Annotated in this window: 20 protein-coding genes; 11 read left to right on the plus strand and 9 right to left on the minus strand. The window is 63.7% G+C overall.

Annotation, left to right across the window (positions count from 1 at the left end):
- The first annotated feature begins 30 nt into the window (after positions 1-30).
- The 5 genes from ccoG to ACO08C_RS07090 all read left to right on the plus strand — a co-directional run bounded on the left by ccoG (position 31) and on the right by ACO08C_RS07090 (position 4,774).
- Positions 31-1,515: a cytochrome c oxidase accessory protein CcoG gene (ccoG, locus tag ACO08C_RS07070; RefSeq protein ID WP_421788609.1), complete on the plus strand. Its 1,485-nt coding sequence runs from the start codon at positions 31-33 to the stop codon at positions 1,513-1,515.
- Complete coding sequence (locus tag ACO08C_RS07075) at positions 1,512-1,970, plus strand: FixH family protein (protein ID WP_421788611.1); 459 nt, start codon at positions 1,512-1,514, stop codon at positions 1,968-1,970. Before ccoG ends, ACO08C_RS07075 begins: the two co-directional genes overlap by 4 nt.
- Positions 1,958-4,117, plus strand: coding sequence for a heavy metal translocating P-type ATPase (locus ACO08C_RS07080; protein WP_421788613.1), 2,160 nt, complete (start codon positions 1,958-1,960; stop codon positions 4,115-4,117). Before ACO08C_RS07075 ends, ACO08C_RS07080 begins: the two co-directional genes overlap by 13 nt.
- Complete coding sequence (ccoS, locus tag ACO08C_RS07085; RefSeq protein WP_421788614.1) at positions 4,117-4,314, plus strand: cbb3-type cytochrome oxidase assembly protein CcoS; 198 nt, start codon at positions 4,117-4,119, stop codon at positions 4,312-4,314. The genes ACO08C_RS07080 and ccoS overlap by 1 nt, the downstream gene beginning before the upstream one ends.
- Before the next feature lie 88 nt (positions 4,315-4,402).
- The gene (locus ACO08C_RS07090; RefSeq protein WP_421788616.1) at positions 4,403-4,774 is read left to right on the plus strand and encodes a VOC family protein; all 372 of its coding nucleotides are present in this window, start codon (positions 4,403-4,405) and stop codon (positions 4,772-4,774) included.
- Between the two features lies 1 nt (position 4,775).
- Here ACO08C_RS07090 and ACO08C_RS07095 read toward each other — a convergent pair whose 3' ends face one another.
- Complete coding sequence (locus ACO08C_RS07095; protein ID WP_421788617.1) at positions 4,776-5,555, minus strand: DUF2189 domain-containing protein; 780 nt, start codon at positions 5,553-5,555, stop codon at positions 4,776-4,778.
- 110 nt (positions 5,556-5,665) lie between these two features.
- Between ACO08C_RS07095 and ACO08C_RS07100 the strand changes: the two genes are divergently transcribed.
- Positions 5,666-6,367 carry a sulfite exporter TauE/SafE family protein gene (locus tag ACO08C_RS07100; protein WP_421788619.1) on the plus strand — a complete coding sequence of 234 codons (702 nt, stop codon included), beginning with the start codon at positions 5,666-5,668 and terminating at the stop codon, positions 6,365-6,367.
- Here ACO08C_RS07100 and ACO08C_RS07105 read toward each other — a convergent pair.
- Positions 6,364-6,888: a CC0125/CC1285 family lipoprotein gene (locus ACO08C_RS07105; RefSeq protein WP_421788620.1), complete on the minus strand. Its 525-nt coding sequence runs from the start codon at positions 6,886-6,888 to the stop codon at positions 6,364-6,366. The genes ACO08C_RS07100 and ACO08C_RS07105 overlap by 4 nt on opposite strands.
- 138 nt (positions 6,889-7,026) lie before the next feature.
- On the opposite strand from ACO08C_RS07105, the gene ACO08C_RS07110 reads away from it, so the two are divergent.
- The gene (locus ACO08C_RS07110; protein ID WP_421788621.1) at positions 7,027-7,365 is read left to right on the plus strand and encodes a hypothetical protein; all 339 of its coding nucleotides are present in this window, start codon (positions 7,027-7,029) and stop codon (positions 7,363-7,365) included.
- A 3-nt stretch (positions 7,366-7,368) separates the two neighbouring features.
- Here the strand turns inward: ACO08C_RS07110 and ACO08C_RS07115 are convergent, their stop codons facing one another.
- From ACO08C_RS07115 to ACO08C_RS07125, 3 genes are all read right to left on the minus strand, one after another.
- Entirely contained in the window at positions 7,369-7,641 is a 273-nt protein-coding gene (locus tag ACO08C_RS07115; RefSeq protein ID WP_421788623.1) for an usg protein, read from the minus strand.
- A 107-nt stretch (positions 7,642-7,748) separates the two neighbouring features.
- A complete protein-coding gene (locus ACO08C_RS07120) occupies positions 7,749-9,032 on the minus strand; it encodes a hypothetical protein (protein ID WP_421788624.1) in 1,284 nt (427 codons plus the stop codon).
- Between the two features lie 74 nt (positions 9,033-9,106).
- On the minus strand, positions 9,107-10,345 hold the full coding sequence (locus ACO08C_RS07125) for an argininosuccinate synthase (RefSeq protein WP_421788625.1): 1,239 nt from the start codon (positions 10,343-10,345) through the stop codon (positions 9,107-9,109).
- A gap of 148 nt (positions 10,346-10,493) precedes the next feature.
- Between ACO08C_RS07125 and ACO08C_RS07130 the strand changes: the two genes are divergently transcribed.
- Positions 10,494-11,009 carry a GAF domain-containing protein gene (locus ACO08C_RS07130; RefSeq protein ID WP_421788626.1) on the plus strand — a complete coding sequence of 172 codons (516 nt, stop codon included), beginning with the start codon at positions 10,494-10,496 and terminating at the stop codon, positions 11,007-11,009.
- Positions 11,010-11,090: 81 nt separating this feature from the next.
- On the plus strand, positions 11,091-12,020 hold the full coding sequence (locus ACO08C_RS07135; RefSeq protein WP_421788628.1) for an NAD-dependent epimerase/dehydratase family protein: 930 nt from the start codon (positions 11,091-11,093) through the stop codon (positions 12,018-12,020).
- Here the strand turns inward: ACO08C_RS07135 and ACO08C_RS07140 are convergent.
- On the minus strand, positions 12,017-12,703 hold the full coding sequence (locus tag ACO08C_RS07140; RefSeq protein ID WP_421788630.1) for an SdpI family protein: 687 nt from the start codon (positions 12,701-12,703) through the stop codon (positions 12,017-12,019). The genes ACO08C_RS07135 and ACO08C_RS07140 overlap by 4 nt on opposite strands.
- Positions 12,700-12,969: a metalloregulator ArsR/SmtB family transcription factor gene (locus tag ACO08C_RS07145; RefSeq protein WP_421788631.1), complete on the minus strand. Its 270-nt coding sequence runs from the start codon at positions 12,967-12,969 to the stop codon at positions 12,700-12,702. Before ACO08C_RS07145 ends, ACO08C_RS07140 begins: the two co-directional genes overlap by 4 nt.
- 67 nt (positions 12,970-13,036) lie before the next feature.
- Between ACO08C_RS07145 and ACO08C_RS07150 the strand changes: the two genes are divergently transcribed.
- Positions 13,037-14,413: an alpha/beta hydrolase family protein gene (locus ACO08C_RS07150; RefSeq protein WP_421788632.1), complete on the plus strand. Its 1,377-nt coding sequence runs from the start codon at positions 13,037-13,039 to the stop codon at positions 14,411-14,413.
- 24 nt (positions 14,414-14,437) lie between these two features.
- On the opposite strand, the gene ACO08C_RS07155 is transcribed toward ACO08C_RS07150, so the two are convergent.
- Together ACO08C_RS07155 and ACO08C_RS07160 are read right to left on the minus strand one after the other, a co-directional pair.
- Positions 14,438-15,616, minus strand: coding sequence for a dipeptidase (locus tag ACO08C_RS07155; RefSeq protein WP_421788633.1), 1,179 nt, complete (start codon positions 15,614-15,616; stop codon positions 14,438-14,440).
- 89 nt (positions 15,617-15,705) lie between these two features.
- Positions 15,706-16,143 (minus strand): hypothetical protein, encoded by a 438-nt coding sequence (locus ACO08C_RS07160; RefSeq protein WP_421788635.1) that lies wholly within the window; start codon positions 16,141-16,143, stop codon positions 15,706-15,708.
- Between the two features lie 237 nt (positions 16,144-16,380).
- On the opposite strand from ACO08C_RS07160, the gene ACO08C_RS07165 reads away from it, so the two are divergent.
- Complete coding sequence (locus tag ACO08C_RS07165; protein WP_421784414.1) at positions 16,381-17,217, plus strand: SDR family NAD(P)-dependent oxidoreductase; 837 nt, start codon at positions 16,381-16,383, stop codon at positions 17,215-17,217.
- The last annotated feature ends 1 nt before the right edge of the window (position 17,218 follow it).

Raw genomic sequence — 17,218 nt, forward strand, 5'->3', positions numbered from 1 at the left:
AACCGCCTTGTCAGAGGCATTGTACAGATCATGAGCACGGCCCCCTCTTCCCCGCAGGCTGCCGCTGGCGTGCGCCAGCACGATGTCGAAGCGGTCAACGACCCGATCAAGCGCAAGCTCTACAAGAAGCGCGAGCCGATCTATCCGAAGCTGGTGCACGGCAAGTTCCGGCTTGCCAAATGGGTGTTCATGATCCTGGCCCTGGGGGCGTATTACTTCATCCCCTTCTTGCGCTGGGATCGCGGCGCGTCGGCACCCGACCAGGCGGTGCTCATCGATTTCGAGGGCCGGCGTTTCTACTTCTTTTTCATCGAGATCTGGCCGCAGGAGATCTATTATATCTCCGGCCTTTTGATCATCGCGGCGCTGGCGCTGTTCCTGGTGTCGGCACTGTTTGGCCGCGTGTGGTGCGGCTATGCCTGCCCGCAGACAGTGTGGACCGATCTCTTCATCGCCGTCGAACGCCTGTTCGAGGGCGACCGCAACAAGCGGATCAAGCTGGATCGCGCGAAATGGTCGGTCGACAAGGCCTGGCGGAAAGCCGGGAAACACGCGGTCTGGCTGGTCATCGCAGCGGCCACCGGCGGGGCGTGGATCCTCTATTTCCACGATGCCTACGAGACCATCGGGAATTTCTTCACCGGGCAGGCGGCGGTCTCCGCCTACCTGTTCTTCGGGATCCTGACCTTCACCACCTACACGCTCGCCGGTACGATGCGCGAGCAAGTCTGCACCTATATGTGCCCGTGGCCGCGCATCCAGGCGGCGATGACCGATCGCGACGCGCTCAACGTCGTCTACCGGGTGGACCGCGGCGAGCCGCGCGGGCCGCACAAGAAGGGCGAATCCTGGGACGGGCGCGGCGATTGTATCGACTGCAAGGCCTGTGTGGCCGCCTGCCCGATGGGAATCGACATCCGCAACGGTTCGCAACTGGAATGCATCCAGTGCGCGCTGTGCATCGATGCCTGCGACGACATCATGACAAAGGTCGAGCGCCCGACCGGGCTCATCGCCTACGACACCGACGTCAATATCGACCGCCGGCAGCGCGGTGAGCCACCGGTCTACCGCTTCCTGCGGCCGCGGGTCCTGGTCTACGGGCTGGCGCTGGCGATTGCCGCGGCCATCATGCTGGCCGGGCTGACGACGCGGGCGACGCTGGACGTCAATGTCACACGCGACCGCAATCCGAATTTCGTGCAATTGTCCGACGGTTCCATCCGCAACGGGTACACGCTGAAAGTCATCAACCGGACGCATGCGGATGCGGTCTACGACATCGCGATCGATGGGCCGGAGGGGCTGGACTGGCGCATTCTCGGCCAGGAGGCTGACCGCGGGCTGACCGTCGACGTGCCGGCCGAGCGGACACAGGATTTCCGCATCTTCCTGACCCTGGCACCGGACTCCGTGACCTCGGCCAATGCACCGGTTAGGTTCACCGTCCGGCCGCAAGGTTCGGATGAGAGCCGAACGGCCAACACCGTCTTCCTGACCGGAGCCACGCGATGATCAAGGAAATCAAAGGCCGCCACGTTCTGATCGCGCTGATCGTTTTCTTTGGCGTGATCATCGCCGTCAATGCGGTCTTCCTGACCCAGGCGCTGACCACGTTCCGCGGTGAAGATGAGCGCCGGTCCTATATGCAAGGCAATAATTATAACGAGGTGCTGGAGCGGCGGGCGGCACAGGCCGAGCTGGGGTGGACAGCGACCAGCGCCGTAACCGCAGACGGCGTCGAAGTGCGCATCCGCAATGCCGATGGCGATCCGGTCAGCGGCCTGGTTCTGGACGGCCGGCTGCGGCATCCGGCAGATTCGACGCTCGACCTCCGGCTGACTCTCGCGGAGACCGGGAGCGGGCTCTATGCGCAATCCTTCGATGTCCCCGCAGGGCGGTGGACGCTGATGGTGTCGACGCCGGAAGGGCCGCCCTTCGAACTGGAGCAGGATGTATGGCTGCGATAGATGCCGCCATCGATCCTGAAGCCTTTGTCCGCGACAAGGACGGGCATCGCGAGATGGACCTACTGGTTTCGGGCGTACACTGCGCGGCGTGCATCTCGCGCGTGGAGACCGCCATGCGGGACTTTCCGGGTGTGTCCCATGCCCGGCTGAACCTGTCCACAGGGCGGCTGGCGCTGGCCTGGAACGGGCCTGCGGGCCAGTCGCGGGACATGGTCAACCGTCTTTCCGAAATCGGTTACCCGGTCACGCCCTACCAGCCGGAAAGTCGGACCCATACGGCCGATCTGGAAGAAAAGCAGCTATTGCGGGCGATGGCCGTGGCCGGGTTCGCGACCGCCAATGTCATGCTGTTTTCCGTCTCGGTCTGGGCGGGCACAGATATGAGCGCGGAAAACCGGGCCTTCTTTCACTGGCTATCGGCTCTCATCGCCCTGCCGGCCGTCGCTTATTCAGGGCGACCCTTCTTCATCAGCGGTTGGAAAAGCCTGAAGACGCGCAGCGTCAATATGGATGTGCCGATTTCGCTGGCCGTGCTGCTCGCCTGTGGCTTGTCCATCTATGAGACCGTTCTGGGACATGGCGCGGCCTATTTCGACGCTGCGGTGATGCTGCTCTTCTTCCTGCTGATCGGGCGTTATCTCGATGTCCGCCTGCGCGCGAAGGCCGGGCAAGCCGCCAGGGATCTGGCCGCTTTGCAGGCGACGATCGCTCACCGCCTCCTGCCCGACGGCACTCTGAAGGCCGTTCCGGCAGGCGATATTGCACCGGGAGACAAGCTGATCGTCCCGCCAGGTGAACGCATACCGGTCGATGGCCGTGTGCTTGCAGGCGAAGGCGTGGTGGATGCGTCTCTCGTGACCGGTGAAACGGCGCCGCATCCGCTGAAGGCGGGCGATGAGGCCTGGTCCGGCATGATCAATCTGGATCGGCCGTTGACGCTCACCGCCACGGCCGCAAGCCAGGATTCGCTGCTCGCCGAAATCACGCGCCTGGTGGAGGCGGGAGAGCAATCGCGTTCGCGCTATGTGCGCTATGCCGACCGCGCCGCGCGCGCCTATGTTCCGGCTGTCTTCGCCATGACGGCCGCGACACTGGCGGGTTGGCTGGCGGTTGGCGCGACGATTCACGACAGCCTGATGAACGCGATCGCGGTGTTGATCATCACCTGCCCGTGCGCGATGGCACTGGTTGTGCCGGCGGTGCAGGTCGTCGCGACCGGCCGCCTGTTCAAGGATGGCGTGCTGGTGAAATCCGGCGATGCTCTGGAGCGGCTCGCGAGCGCCCGGACGGTGGTGTTCGACAAGACAGGCACGCTGACCGAAGGGCGCGCCCGGCTTCTGAACGCGAATGACATTGCCGACGAGGCGCTGGAAACCGCCGCCCGCCTCGCCCGCCTGTCCCGCCACCCGCTTTCGCGCGCCGTGACCGCCGCGGCCGGCGACGGTCCGGTCTGTGATAATTTTGAAGACAGTGCGGGCGGCGGGTTGTCGGGCTGGGTGGATGGCCGCGCGGTGCGCTTCGGGTCTGCCGACTGGCTGGGACTGCCGCCAAGCGATGGCGACGCGGCCCAGGAAGCCTGGCTGGTCGTGGACGGTGAAAAGCCCGTACGGTTCGTCTTCGCCGATACGCTGCGCGCGGACGCCGCCAAGGCCGTGTCCGGCCTGAAGGCACATGGATTTGACGCTGAATTACTGTCCGGTGACCGGGAAGGACCTGTCAGGGCTGCCGCTGAAGCCCTGGGCCTTGATCGCTGGCGCGCCGGCCTGAAACCCCAGGACAAGATTGCGCGCATCGAGCAGCTCAAAGCCGAAGGCGCTGTGCCGCTCATGGTCGGCGATGGCGTCAATGACGCCCCGGCACTGGCCGCCGCTCATGTTTCGGTGTCGATGGGATCGGCAGCAGAAATATCACGCTCCGCCGCAGACCTGGTGATCCAGGGGGATCGCCTTTCGGCCTTGCCGCGCGCCTTCAGCGTGGCGCGACAGGCCAGGGCGCGGGTCATGGAGAATTTTGCACTGGCCAATATCTACAACGTCATCGCCGTACCGCTCGCCGTGTTCGGATTTGTGACGCCCCTGGTGGCGGCGCTTTGCATGTCGGTCAGTTCCATTGTCGTCATGCTCAACGCCCTAAGACTGGCGCGCTGATGGACGTTCTGATCTTCCTCATTCCGATCGCGCTGGGCCTGGGCCTTGCCGGCCTAGGCGCCTTCCTGTGGTCGCTGCGCTCGGGCCAGTATGAGGATCTCGACGGGGCCGCGCAGCGTATCCTGATCGATGATGACGACCGGCCGCTGGAGGACGGGGATGATGGTCTGCCCTCGTCGGAGACTGATGGCGATTGAAGCCGGCGCCGTCCGGCGGCAGTCTGAAGGCCGAACGGTCAAGGCCGCCGGCTGGCGGCAGGCCAAGCCAGCGGCGAAAGGATAGATCATGCAACTCGGGAATTTTTCCGTCAGCCTCGCGGTGAAAGACATCGCCGCCTCGCGCGCATTCTATGAAGCGCTCGGGTTTGAGGTGTTTCACGACCAGTCGGATCATGGCTGGATGATCCTGCAGAACGAAACCGCCACGATCGGCCTGTTCCAGGGCATGTTCGAAAACAATATCCTGACGTTCAACCCGGGATGGGACCGGTCGGGTCAGGCGCTGGACGCCTACACCGATGTCCGGGACATCCAGAAAGCGCTGAAGGCGAAGGGTATCGCCCTGATGTCAGAAGCCGATGAGGACGGGTCCGGCCCGGCCAGCCTGATGGTGCAGGATCCGGACGGGAATACGATCCTCGTCGACCAGCACGTCTAGATCAGGCGGCAACGGCGCGGGCGGAAGGACCCGCATCGGTGCAGACGTCCTGATAGGCGCGCCAGCTGGCATGGCCCAGCCAGGGGAAGACAATCGCCAACCCGATCAGGAAAAAGGCGATACCGATGACCGTCCAGAAGGCGATCAGCCAGGCCCAGGTCAGCATGGCGAAAGGGTAACGCCGGACCGCGGTGACCGATGCGATGAGGGCCGTGGCGGCGTCGATCTCGCGATCGATCAGCATGGGAAAGGAAATCGCCGAGATGGCAAAGGCCACAAGCGCCAGCGCGGCGCCGATGATCGTGCCGACAACGGCCATGGTAAGGCCCGCCGGATCACCGAGCACCCAGGCGGTGAAGCTGGCGAAGGAGGTGTAATCCTGCGTCGCGAAATAGGCGTAGAGGAATTGCGCGATGCGGGCCCAGCCAAGCAGCAGGATCACCAGAAGCAGACCAAGAAATGCGACCTGGCTGATCTTCTCGCCAGACACCAGCCAGAGATCCTTGAAGGTCACCGATTTGCCTTCGTCGAGATGCTTGGAGATCTGGTAGATGCCGACTGCGAAAAGCGGCGCAATGAGGGCGAAGCCGGACAGGGCGACCGGAATCCAGGCCGACCAGCCGATCGCGTAGAGGCCGAGCGATAACAAGACACCGACCGCGACGAAGATCAGCCCGTACCCGATGGACACCAGGGGCGCGCGGCGCAGATCGTTGGCACCGGCCTTGAGCCAGCGCATCGGCGCGCCCGGCCGGATCTCGTTGATTTCGACAGCTGCCATGTGGTCCTCCCCCCGAATAATCGCAGTTATCTTAGGGCTATTGCGCCCTACCCGCCCAGCGGCACAACGCCGCGCTTTATCCTTACTGAAAATACGTCATTGTGCGCGCCATGGAAGCCTTGGCGGAAATCAGTTTTCTTGGCGGCTTGATCGCCGGGCTGGCGTCGAGCCTGCATTGCGCGGGCATGTGCGGCGGCATCGCGTCCGGCGTGATGTTCTCGCTGTCGCCGAGCGCCGACACCGCGACCCGGCTCGGCGTGCTGATGACGGCGCAGACCGGGCGCGTGCTGGCCTATGTCCTTGCAGGCGCGGCCGTCGGCGTGGGCGGCACTGCGCTTTATGCGCAGATGGATTTTGCCGCCGCGCAGGCGCTGTTCCGCTGGGGCGCGGCGGTGATGCTGGTCGCCATCGGGTTTTCGCTGACCGGCTGGCTGCCGGGTATTGCCGCGTTCGACCGCGTGCTTGCGCCCGTCACCCGGCTGGCGCTCCGGCCCGCCCTGGCGGCCGGACCGGCCTCGCCCTTGCTGGCCGGGATTGCCTGGGGCGCCCTGCCCTGCGCCATGGTCTATGCGGCGCTGCTTTACGCCATGCTGTCGGGCAGCGCGCTGCAGGGGGCGCTGGTCATGCTCGGCTTCGGCGCCGGGACGCTGCTCCCGGTGACGGCCACCGCGCTCGGCATAGGCTGGCTCGAACGCAGTGGCCGCAAGGCGCAGTTCCGCACCGTGTCAGGAGCTGTCATCGCCGTGCTGGGCCTGGCGATGCTGCTGGTCCCGCCGGAGGTGATCGCGGCGTTGTGCCGGGTGCCGGCCTAGCTGGATTCCGGCCGGACGATATCCGGGCCGAGATTGCGCAGCACCTCGCCGGCATTGAAATCATTGGCCCCGTCGCCGGCCAGGCGGCGGCCCATCACGATCTCGGCGCTGGCTTCATAACGCGTGACTTCGCGATAGCGGGTGTCATTCCAGAACGGGTCGTGCCAGCCATACCAGCCCCAGCGCGGATGGTAGTAGCGGTAATCGACGAAGAAGCTGGAATAGTACGGGTCGCCGCCCCAATAGCGGGTTTCCTCGTCGGTATAACGGTCGATCACGGTAAAGCTGTCATAGCCGCTCTCACGGGTCAGCTCCGCAGCGCGGTAAAGCAGGTAGGTCTCCACCGTCTCGCGGTCGGTCAGCGAATTGCCGGAAAAGGTGATGCGATAGCGATCGCGTTCAATGCGTTGTTCGGAATAGCCGTAGACGCCGCCATCGCTGCCGGACGCCTGATACGGGGTGGGGGTGGCACAGGCCGCCAGCAGGAGGCCGGCCATCAATAGCACTGCGGTGAGCCGCATGATCAATCTCCTCGTGTCACTGTCCCCACACCCTGATATTATGGCGTCTGGCGCCGGGATTTTCCAGTGACCGCCATTCAGACTTCGCGCCAACCGTGCCAGGATGGCCGGCAAAAGCGAATGGCAAAGGATAAGCTTATGTTCCGTCTGATTTCGGGCGCCCTGACAGCGCTCACCCTCTCGGCCGCGGCCAGCGCTTTCACCCCGCAGGAGGAGATGGCGTCGCGCTGCGTCGCGGAGGGCAATGATCCCGCACAATGCGCGTGTGCCGCGGAGGTCATTGTCGACACGCTGGAGGACCATGAGGTCGCCTTCATGATGGCGATGATGAATTCGGGCTCCGAGGAGCCGGAGCAGATGTTGACGGTCGCGGCCGAGCACGGGCTTGACATGAGCGGCGTGGTCGCAATCGGTCAGAAAATGGCCGCTGCCGAGCCGGAGATGCGCCGCCAGTGCGGCATCGAGGACGAGGAATAGGCCCTATTGCAGGCGGAGATCGAGGTCGATGCCGCGCCAGTCCGATGGCGTGATCAGCCCGGCATGGGCGACCCGCACGGAATGGATGACGGCCTCGATCTCGCGCTTCCAGAAATCGAGAAACCTGATCAGCCGCGGATAGTCCGGCGCCATGTCGAGCGTTTGCCAGAGAAAGCTCTGCAACAGGCCGGGATGATCCGGCATGTGATAGTAGATTTCTGCGGTGGTCAGCCGCGCACCGGCGAGCTGGCTGACAAATCCTTTATCGCTCTTCATGACAGACCTCCTGACCCGCCCCATCTGGCGAACGTTCAGAATAGCCTGCAATTCCTGAAAGTTTTCTGAAACTTGCGCTGTCAGCACCTGCCGATGGCGGCTGCCAGTCAGTCGAGATCGTATTCGAGCACGACCAGTGGCGGCACCGGTTCGGCCGGTCCGCCGCCCTCATTCGGCCAGAGCGCCCAGGGGGCGTTGGCGACAACAAAGATGCGGTCGTCCTGGACATCGGCGAGCGTCGGCTCGCCGAAATCGGCATGATTGCGCAACAGGATTTCGGTGTTGGCGATGCTCAACCCGTCGGCGGCGAGATCGATAGCCATGACGACCCAGGGCAGGACACCGTTGCGGACCGCGATCAGCCGCCCGTCGCGCGTCGCGGCCAGGCCATCAATGCCGAGCAGGCTTTCCCCGCCGGGCTGCACCAGCCGGGCGGTGCCGTCGGCGAGGTCGACGCGCCACAGGCCGAGCGCATAATCGGCGACATAGAGCGCGCCATCGGCCAATGCCGCGCCCTGCAGGCTGGCAAAGCGGCGATCGCCGGACAGAAGCTGCAGCGATCCCGACAGCGAGGTCAGCTGATAGATGCGGTTGGCGCCGCTGTCGACGGCATAGACGATGCCGTCGCGGGTGACGATATCGGCGAAACGGTCGGCGCCGCCGGCCTCGTAGCGGCGGTAAAGATCGCCGGTCACCAGATCGAAGGCGATCAGCGCGGTCGTGGCGGCCTCGCCCTCCTCCAGCGGCGTCTGCGGCAGGGCGCCCGTGGCCGCCCAGATCACGCGATTGACGTCGTCGGCGGCAATCCCGAACACGGATTGCAATCCATCTCCGCGATCGGCGAAGACGCTCGCGGAAGCGCGGTCGAAGGGTTCGACGACCAGAATCTGCCGGCCGATCACGTCGGACAGGAAGATGCGGTCGGTCTCGATCTCCACCGCGACGCCTTCAATGAGGCTGTCCGGCACATCGATGCGGAGCGCGCGCTCGGCCTGTCCGTATTCGCCGGCATTGCGCGCCAAAGCGCCATCGAGCGCGGCATAACGATTCGGCTGCGTGTCGCGGAGATGGGCGTCGGCTTCGCCCAAACGGGCCAGATCGAAGCTGATCCCGGCCGCCGCGGCGCGTTCCAGCGCCGAGAAGGTCAGCTCGTCATCGCCGCTCATGACACCGGTCTGCGCCAAGCCGAAAAGAATGGATGGGCTGCCGGGCTGCAAACCATAAGCCGCCTCCAGCGCCCGCCGAGCGGCCTCGAACTCTTCCGCCTGCAGGGCGCGTTGCGCCTCGATGCGGAGATCCCGTGAGACCTCGAAGGGGGCGAGGGGCTCCGGCGCGTCCTGCGCCCAGGCAACAGAAGACAACAGGCAAAAAGCGGCAAGCGAACGGATCATCTGAAACTCATTATCTGGTGGGCCGGCATTGGACGATAATTGCGTCCCCGGCGCATCTGACATTTCGGTGAGGACTAGCCGTTTTCGCCCAGGCGCTTTTTGCGCGCGGCCATCAGCTGCAGGCGCAGCGCGTTGAGGCGGATGAAGCCCTGGGCGTCCTTCTGGTCATAGACATCGTCTTCCTCGAAGGTGACGTGTTCGAGACTGTAGAGCGAGGCCGGCGAATGGCGGCCGACGACATTGACGGATCCCTTGAACAGGCGCAGCCTGACATCTCCTGACACGTATTTCTGCGACAGGTCGATCGCGGCCTGGAGCATTTCCCGCTCCGGCGAAAACCAGAAGCCCTCATAGAGGATCTTGGCGTATTTCGGCATCAGCTCGTCCTTGAGATGCATGGCGCCCCGGTCGAGCGTGATCTGTTCGATGCCGCGGTGCGCCGCCATCAGGATGGTGCCGCCCGGCGTCTCGTAGATGCCGCGAGACTTCATGCCGACAAAGCGGTTCTCGACGAGGTCGAGCCGGCCGATGCCGTGGCCATGGCCGATCTCGTTCAGCCGGCTGATCAGCGCGGCCGGAGACAGCGCATCGCCGTTGATCGCAACCGCATCGCCCTTGTCGAAGCTGATGACGATGTATTCCGCCTCATCCGGCGCCATTTGCGGTGCGAGGGTGCGCTGGAAGGTGTCCTCGAAGGCCTCGGCAGACGGATCTTCGAGGTTTTTGCCTTCCGAAGACGTGTGCCAGAGATTGGCGTCGACCGAGAAGGGCGCCTCGCCGCGCTTGTCCTTGGGCACTTGCAACCCGCGGCTCTCGGCATAGGCGATAAGCTTGGTGCGGGAGGTCAGATCCCATTCCCGCCAGGGCGCGATGACGTGCAGGCTGGGGTCGAGGGCGGCAAAGGCGAGCTCGAAGCGCACCTGGTCATTGCCCTTTCCGGTGGCGCCATGGGCGACCGCGTCGGCATTGGTCTCGTGCGCAATCTCGACGAGGCGCTTGGCGATCAGCGGCCGGGCGATCGAAGTGCCAAGCAAATAGAGGCCTTCATAGACGGCGTTGGCGCGCACCATCGGGTAGATGTAATCGCGCGCAAATTCCTCGCGCAGATCCTCGATGAAGACGTGTTCGGGCTTGACGCCGGCCGCGAGGGCTTTCTCGCGCGCCGGGTCAATCTCCTCGCCCTGACCGAGATCGGCGGTGAAGGTGACGACCTCGGCATTATAGGCTTCCTGCAGCCATTTCACGGCGATGGAGGTATCCAGCCCGCCGGAATAGGCGAGAACGACCCGATTGATCTTGCGCTGCGGACTCATCTGACCTGCCATCTCCCTGATTGGCGCGTAATCTAGTCGGACCCGTACCACATGAAAACAGGCGATAGCTCGAATAAAATCCGCAGCTTAATCAATTTCACACGGTTTTGGTTGAAATGTCCTTCACCCATGGACCGGGAGTGTGAAATTGCCCAAAGCCTCTTTGCCCGCAAATGAACGGGAACGCCTTCTTGCCCTTCATGGTTTGTCGGTGCTCGATACCGAAGCCGAAATTGAATTCGACGCGATCACGGAGACGGCCAAACACTGCCTCAATGCCGATGTCGGCGTGATTTCGCTGATCGATGCCAATCGGCAGTGGTTCAAGTCCAGCTGCGGCCTCGATACCCAAGAGACCGACCGCGACAGTGCTTTTTGCGCCTATTCCATTCTGCAGACAGAGCCGATGGTCGTCCTCAACGCGCCGCGCGACGCCCGTTTTGCCGACAATCCGCTCGTGACCGGAGATCCCTATATCCGCTTCTATGCAGGCGCGCCTCTGATCCTGCCGTCCGGCCATGCCGTCGGGACACTCTGCATTCTCGATTTCGAGCCGCGTTACCGCTTCGGTGCGGGCGATCTGCAGTCGCTGAAATTCTTCGCCTCGGTTGCGGTCGACCGGCTGATGGCGCGGGCCAGCAAGAGGAAATCGAAGGCCGCCTAAGACCGCGGCTGGCCATCCGGCGCAGGCACTTATACAAAGACCTCAAGTTTCAGCACGCGCCTGCAGGGAATTTTATTGAAGATGACCGGGCACAATGTGGCCATTCTCGGCGGAGGGGGATTCGTCGGGCGTGCCATCGGCCGGGGGTTATTGGAAAGGCAGGCCAACGTCGTTTGCCTCAACCGGCGCGGCGAAAGCGGCGATCGCCGTATTCCCGGTATTCGCGTCGAGCGTGGCGACCCTCAACAAGTGGCCGGCGTCCTGGATCGCGTCCAGGCGGACATCGTCATCGATTGCATCGGTCTGTTCGAGCACGACACGTTACCGCTCATCGATGCGCTCGATTCGCGCGGCGGCCGGTATGTGCTTTTGTCGTCATGCGATGTTTATGCGGCTTTTGGACGTGTGCTGGGGACGGAGCCTGGCGACGTTGACAATTCGCCACTTGTTGAAGCCAGCCCCATCAGAACAGTTTTGCATCCCTACGCCCGGCTTGGCGGTCCTGCAGAATACGACAAGATTCCGCTCGAAACCTATGCGCTGAATGCCTCGCAGCTTGGAACTCGCATCGCGCGCTTGCCGGCCATGTTCGGCCCAGGCGATCCCCGCCATCGTTTCCGGGATGTTGTCGAATGTGTGTCGAACGGAACCGCACTTGAGATTTCCAAGGTGAAGGCCGCATGGCGGTTTGCCATGGTTTACGTCGAAGATGTTGGCGACGGCGTCGCGATCTATGCGCTTAAGGAGGATCCGGTGCCGTCTATTTTACACTTCGGACCAGACCAACACCCGACACAGGCTGAAACCCAGCGCGAATTTGCGTCGGCTGCGGGACATGAGCTTTCGATGGAGATTGCCGGCCGAGACGAGGAGGGCCGTTACGATCAGCACATTATGATCGACTCTTCCCGTGCAAGGAAGGAGCTCTGCTGGTCGCCGAAAACCGAAATCACCGACGCATATCGCGAGACGTGGGCATGGGAGGCCGGGCTCTTTCCGAAAACAGCCTAGTCGTCATCCGGCGTCAGGGTTTCGCGGGCGGGGTCGTGCTTCCACACCCACCAGGAATACACTACCAGGCCCAGCGTTGTGGTAAGCAGCGCCGCCAGCAGAACGAATGTTGTGACCTCGGGCGGCATCAGGAACGCCGCCGCGAGTCCTGCCAGGCCGACCAGCAGATAGATGCGGCTCGCCCAGCGATGGGTCTTGTCCCAGGATAGATCCGAGGACAGCGTCCAGGGCGTCCGGATGCCGGCGAAAAAGTTCGGCCGGGCCTTGGCGATGACCAAGCCCAACAGAATCATTATGAGCGCGATGAAGACCGCGGCGCTGCGCGCCATGACGGCGCCTTCAATCCCGCCGCCGACCGCCGTCCAGGTGATGAGGCCCTGCCCGCCCGCCAGAGAGACCACCCCGATAATCCAGCCGACAATGTAAAGCGGGCGGGACCGCCGCACATTCTTGCCGCGCGGGTCGATTTCCGGCGCGATGGCCAGCAGGAAGGTGATGCCGACGAGAAGCGCCGGCAGAAACAGAAAGGCTTCGGCCTTCGACCCGTAGCGGTCCGGCTGGCCCGACAGGTCGAAATGGACCGGCACCTGGGCCCCGGGCTCGGTATTGAGCCAGCCATAGGCCGAGAAGGCCGCGGCGATAACGAAGGCGATCAGCGAAATCAGCAATCCGAGTCGGATCATGTTCCGGTTTCCTTTCCAATGATATCCATAAGCAGAGCGACCGCTTCTTCCGCAGCGCCGGCATTCAGCCGGTAGCGGATTGTGGTGCCATGACGCTCCGCGAGAATCAGCCCCGCCTCCTTCAGCGTGTTGAAATGGCCCGACATGGTCGGCTTGGAAACGGGGAAGGCGGCCGCCAGATCGCCCGCGGTCATCGGGCCGTCGCGCAATTTTCTCAGCACCTGACGCCGGACCGGATGGCCCAGCGCCCTGAAGACATCGCTCATGGAATCCGATTGACATCATTCTTATTTAGCGTCAAGCCTAATTAGTGATTTAACGAAAGAGGTTGTCATGCGTGCGCTTGTCCTGTCCCTGTTGCTACTGGCCCTCCCATTATCGGCCTGCGCAGAACCCGCCTCCGACGAGATCGCTGCCACGGTCAGTGAAGAGAGCGGATATGAGGGGCGGTGGTCCGGAACGCTGGAAACCGGCGGTTCACGTTTGCGCTTATTGCTCGAGATCGAAGCCGATAGCGCGACATTGATCAGTCTCGATCAGAACAATGCGCGCCTGCCGATCGACATCACACAACGCGACGCGGCCGGTTTCGCAGGCACCATCGCCAGCGTGGGCGCATCCATCGATCTTGATCGCATCAGCGATGACGCACTTTCGGGCACATTTTCGCAGGGTGGCGCCACACTGCCGCTGAGCCTGAGGCGTCAGGCGGCAGCAGATCAGGCCGGGGACCGCCCGGCCCTGCCGCCCTCCATCGGCCAAGATGAAGAGGTGACGGTGGTTTCAGGCGATGTCTCGCTGTCGGGTGCGCTGCGGCGGCCCGAGACCGGTGGCGCCTCACCGGCAGTGTTATTGCTGAACGGATCGGGATCGCAGGACCGCGACGGGCTGGTCTTCGGCCGTCCCGTCACCGAGGTGGTGGCCAGCGCCCTGGCGGGCCGCGGTATCGCCAGCCTGCGCCTTGACGACCGCGGCGTGGGCAATTCGTCCGCCATTGCGCCAAACGATTTCGATGATCTCGCCGGCGATGCCGCTGCCGCGGTCGGATTTCTTCGCAGGCAGGGCGGGATTGCGGGGCAATGCGTTGGGGTTTTCGGTCATTCCCAGGGCGGAATGATTGCGTTCATTACCGCGCAGATGGTGCCGGTCGACTTCATCATTTCGGCCGCACCGCCCACCGCGCCGCTCTCGGACATACTCTACGAGCAATCGGAGGCCATCATTCTCGCTTCGGGTGCGCCGCAAGCGGCCGCCGACCAGAACCGGTCGCTGCAAACCGCCATGTTCACGGTCATGCGGGATTCGTCAGTCGAGGATTACCCGTCCGCGCTGACGCAGGCCCTGATGGATTTGGGTTTGCCGGCACCGTCCGCAGAGCAGCAGGGTCAGATCTGGGGACAGGCTTTCGCCGTCAATGCGCTCGACACGCCCGTGGCTCCGTATTTTGCGGCCTATGAGGGCCCTGTGGTCGCAATCCTTGCCGAGGACGACCTTCAGATCCTGGCGGATCCGGCCCGGGCACGCCTGACGGGCGCGCGGGCCGACCGGCCGACCGAGATCATCACCCTCGAAGGGCTCAATCATCTTTTCCAGGCGACCGAAACCGGCCTGCCTCAGGACTATGCCAATGCGCCGCATGCGATGGCGCCGGAAGCCCTCGACGCGATCGGAGATGCGGCCGAGTCGTTGATCGCTCAGGCGTGCGAATAGGGTGGGCGGGGGTGCGGGCGACCGTTATTCCTCGGGCAAATTCTCGATAAAGAAACGGATCTGGTTTTCGCCCATGACGGCGCGGGTGTCAGCTTCGCTCATCCCGGCGGCGAGCAGCGCATGGGTGAGGGCTGCCAATTCCGACGCATCAAAGCGCGCGGTGATCGAGCCATCATAGTCTGAGCCCAGCGCCACGGCGTCGACACCGAAAAGGTCCGCTGCATACCGGATGACGCGGGCGATGCCGTCTGGCGTGTCATCGCAGGTGACATCCGCCCAGAACCCGATGCCGATCAATCCGCCGCGGGCGGCGATCTCGGCGAGCAGCGCGTCGGGAATATTGCGCGGCGTTTCGCACAGCGAGCGCACGCCGGTATGCGAGACGATCAGCGGGGCGCGTGTGATGTCCAGGACTTCGCGCACGACGGCTTCGGAGGAGTGGGCGACATCGATAATGAATCCCTGCTCCACAAGGTCGCGTACCGCTTCGCGTCCGAAGTCCGTCAGGCCGGCATTGGATATTCCGTGCAGGGAACCGCCGAGCTCATTGTCGAAGAAGTGATGCAGGCCAACGATGCGATAGCCTTCGTCGTAAAGGCGCGGAATATTTGCCAGTTCGCCTTCCAGCGGGTGCGCGCCCTCGGTCCCGAGTATTCCGGCGACCAGATCCGGGTTCCGGTCGTGGGCCGCCAGCGCCGCGGTCAAATCATCGCGGTTTTCGACAACGACAAAATCGCCATTGGAGCGGGCCTCCGCCCTGTGCAGGCGGCGGGCGTGAAAGCGGGCGCGATTATAGAGCGAGCCCCAGGTATCCACCGGCCAGCGCTGGGCAATCGCGAGCAGGGTGATGTCGTCACTGGTCGAATCATTTGTCTCGTAATTCATGTCCGACGGCGTCTTGGTGACCGAGGTAAACACTTGCAGCACGACACCGCCTTCGCGCAGGCGCGGCAGGTCGGTATGTCCGCGCCCGTAGCGACGCACCGGATCGCGTGACCACAGAAGCAGGTCGGAATGCAGGTCGGCGACGCGCAACGTGTCGTGCAGCGCCTGCGCCTCGGCCGAAACCGGCCAGGAATCGTGCGGCACAACCACGTTCAGGCTGTCGTCAACGCGCGCCGGAAGAATGAAAAAGAAAATGCCGGCCCCTGCGAGAGCCAGTATAAGAACGGCCAGCCCGGCCCATCTGAATATCGTGCGCATGGTCAGCTCCCCCGTCTGTCAAACCCTGCCGCCGCGCCATTCATCCGGCAAGATGCCAGCATTGTCCGCCGCCCTCGGGGTCTGCCACCTCAATAGGGCGGGCGCGGCCTGCCGGCGGTGAACCAGTAGGCGAGACCGCCGGCCAGACCGCCCGCGGCGAACAGCAGATTGACCGGGTTGGGCGGCTCGGAAAAGCCCGACGCTCCATAAGCGACGAGATGGATCATGCCCGCGCCGACCAGCGCGCCGGCGGCGGCGTCGGTCCAACCGCGCGGCAGTTTCACGATCCGGATCAGCCAGATCAGAACGATTGTGGGGATCGCCGCGAAGACGGCGACGTAAAGGCCGAGAAAGCTCGAAACCGCGAACACGCTGGCAAGGCTTTCCGCGGTCACGTCTTCCTCGCCTTCCGCCAATGAAAGACCATAGAAAAACAAGGTGATGACGAGTGCGGCCGCGACGGCGGCCACGATGTAGGCGAGGGCCGGCCGCACAGCGCGGCGCCAGGCCCAGTTCATTGCGCTCATGTCCTTTCCCTTCTTTTTGCACCCCTGCATGGCCAGCCTAGCCTTGGCGGCGGCGGCCTCAAGCCGGCGTTGTGACGCATTCCTGTCCACGCCCAGCCGGCGCATGGCACAATGGGCAGGCGACCGCCCTTCCGGCTTGCCGGACATCGCCGGAGTCGTAGTAGTAGTAGTCGTCGTAGTAGACGAAACCGAAAAACCGGAGGGTTTATCCACGCCCTCCTCGGATTGGAGCAGATCATGGCCCGCAAACTGGTTCTTATCACCGGCGCATCGTCCGGGATCGGCGAGGCAATGGCGCGGGAATTCGCCCGCAAGGGCTGGGATTTGGCGCTGGTCGCGCGGCGCGAGGACCGGCTCGCCGCGCTGGCCGAGGAGATGAAGGCGCAAAACGGGGTCGACAGCCTGGTCATCGCTGCCGATCTCGCCAAGCCGGGCGAGCCGGAGCGCATTGTCTCCGAGATCAAGAAAGCCGGCCGCCAGGTCGACGGTCTGGTAAACAATGCCGGTGCCGGGCAGCCGGGATATTTCACCGAGACCGATTGGGACGATCAGGAACGCTTCCTGCAGCTGATGGTAACGGCCTATCTGCACCTCATCCATCTGGTGCTGCCCGGCATGGAAGAACGCGGCTTCGGGCGCATCATCAATGTGTCCTCGGTGTCGGCCCTGTTGCCGATCGCGACCGGCCACACGCGGTTTTCCGGGACGATCTATCCCGGCGCGAAGGGGCTGCTGATCAAGGTCTCGCAATCGATCAAGGCCGAAATGCACGGCAAGAATGTGCATGCCACCGCGGTCTGCCCGGGTTATACTTGGTCGGAATTCCATGATGTGAACGGGGCGCGGCAGTCGATCTCGAACCTGCCGTCCTACTGGATGCTGAAAGCCGAAGACGTCGCCACCGCCGCCTATGACGCAGTCGAACGCAATGTCGCCTGCCGGGTTCCCGGCGCCTGGTACAAATTCATGGTGGGGCTGATGCGCGTGCTGCCGGATCCGGTCGGGGAATGGATCATTGCCAATCAGTCGAAGCGCGCAATGAAGAAGGCGCAGGCCCAGCAGGCGGAGGCTTAAG

This window comes from Hyphobacterium sp. (assembly GCF_965229905.1).
Classification (GTDB): domain Bacteria; phylum Pseudomonadota; class Alphaproteobacteria; order Caulobacterales; family Maricaulaceae; genus Hyphobacterium.

Excerpts from the sequence above, each read along its gene's own strand:
- ccoG (WP_421788609.1), top strand. The coding sequence starts at position 31 with ATGAGCACGGCCCCCTCTTCCCCGCAGGCTGCCGCTGGCGTGCGCCAG.
- ACO08C_RS07075 (WP_421788611.1), top strand. The coding sequence starts at position 1,512 with ATGATCAAGGAAATCAAAGGCCGCCACGTTCTGATCGCGCTGATCGTT.
- ACO08C_RS07080 (WP_421788613.1), top strand. The coding sequence starts at position 1,958 with ATGGCTGCGATAGATGCCGCCATCGATCCTGAAGCCTTTGTCCGCGAC.
- ccoS (WP_421788614.1), top strand. The coding sequence starts at position 4,117 with ATGGACGTTCTGATCTTCCTCATTCCGATCGCGCTGGGCCTGGGCCTT.
- ACO08C_RS07090 (WP_421788616.1), top strand. The coding sequence starts at position 4,403 with ATGCAACTCGGGAATTTTTCCGTCAGCCTCGCGGTGAAAGACATCGCC.
- ACO08C_RS07095 (WP_421788617.1), bottom strand. The coding sequence starts at position 5,555 with ATGGCAGCTGTCGAAATCAACGAGATCCGGCCGGGCGCGCCGATGCGC.
- ACO08C_RS07100 (WP_421788619.1), top strand. The coding sequence starts at position 5,666 with ATGGAAGCCTTGGCGGAAATCAGTTTTCTTGGCGGCTTGATCGCCGGG.
- ACO08C_RS07105 (WP_421788620.1), bottom strand. The coding sequence starts at position 6,888 with ATGCGGCTCACCGCAGTGCTATTGATGGCCGGCCTCCTGCTGGCGGCC.
- ACO08C_RS07110 (WP_421788621.1), top strand. The coding sequence starts at position 7,027 with ATGTTCCGTCTGATTTCGGGCGCCCTGACAGCGCTCACCCTCTCGGCC.
- ACO08C_RS07115 (WP_421788623.1), bottom strand. The coding sequence starts at position 7,641 with ATGAAGAGCGATAAAGGATTTGTCAGCCAGCTCGCCGGTGCGCGGCTG.
- ACO08C_RS07120 (WP_421788624.1), bottom strand. The coding sequence starts at position 9,032 with ATGATCCGTTCGCTTGCCGCTTTTTGCCTGTTGTCTTCTGTTGCCTGG.
- ACO08C_RS07125 (WP_421788625.1), bottom strand. The coding sequence starts at position 10,345 with ATGAGTCCGCAGCGCAAGATCAATCGGGTCGTTCTCGCCTATTCCGGC.
- ACO08C_RS07135 (WP_421788628.1), top strand. The coding sequence starts at position 11,091 with ATGACCGGGCACAATGTGGCCATTCTCGGCGGAGGGGGATTCGTCGGG.
- ACO08C_RS07140 (WP_421788630.1), bottom strand. The coding sequence starts at position 12,703 with ATGATCCGACTCGGATTGCTGATTTCGCTGATCGCCTTCGTTATCGCC.
- ACO08C_RS07145 (WP_421788631.1), bottom strand. The coding sequence starts at position 12,969 with ATGAGCGATGTCTTCAGGGCGCTGGGCCATCCGGTCCGGCGTCAGGTG.
- ACO08C_RS07150 (WP_421788632.1), top strand. The coding sequence starts at position 13,037 with ATGCGTGCGCTTGTCCTGTCCCTGTTGCTACTGGCCCTCCCATTATCG.
- ACO08C_RS07155 (WP_421788633.1), bottom strand. The coding sequence starts at position 15,616 with ATGCGCACGATATTCAGATGGGCCGGGCTGGCCGTTCTTATACTGGCT.
- ACO08C_RS07160 (WP_421788635.1), bottom strand. The coding sequence starts at position 16,143 with ATGAGCGCAATGAACTGGGCCTGGCGCCGCGCTGTGCGGCCGGCCCTC.
- ACO08C_RS07165 (WP_421784414.1), top strand. The coding sequence starts at position 16,381 with ATGGCCCGCAAACTGGTTCTTATCACCGGCGCATCGTCCGGGATCGGC.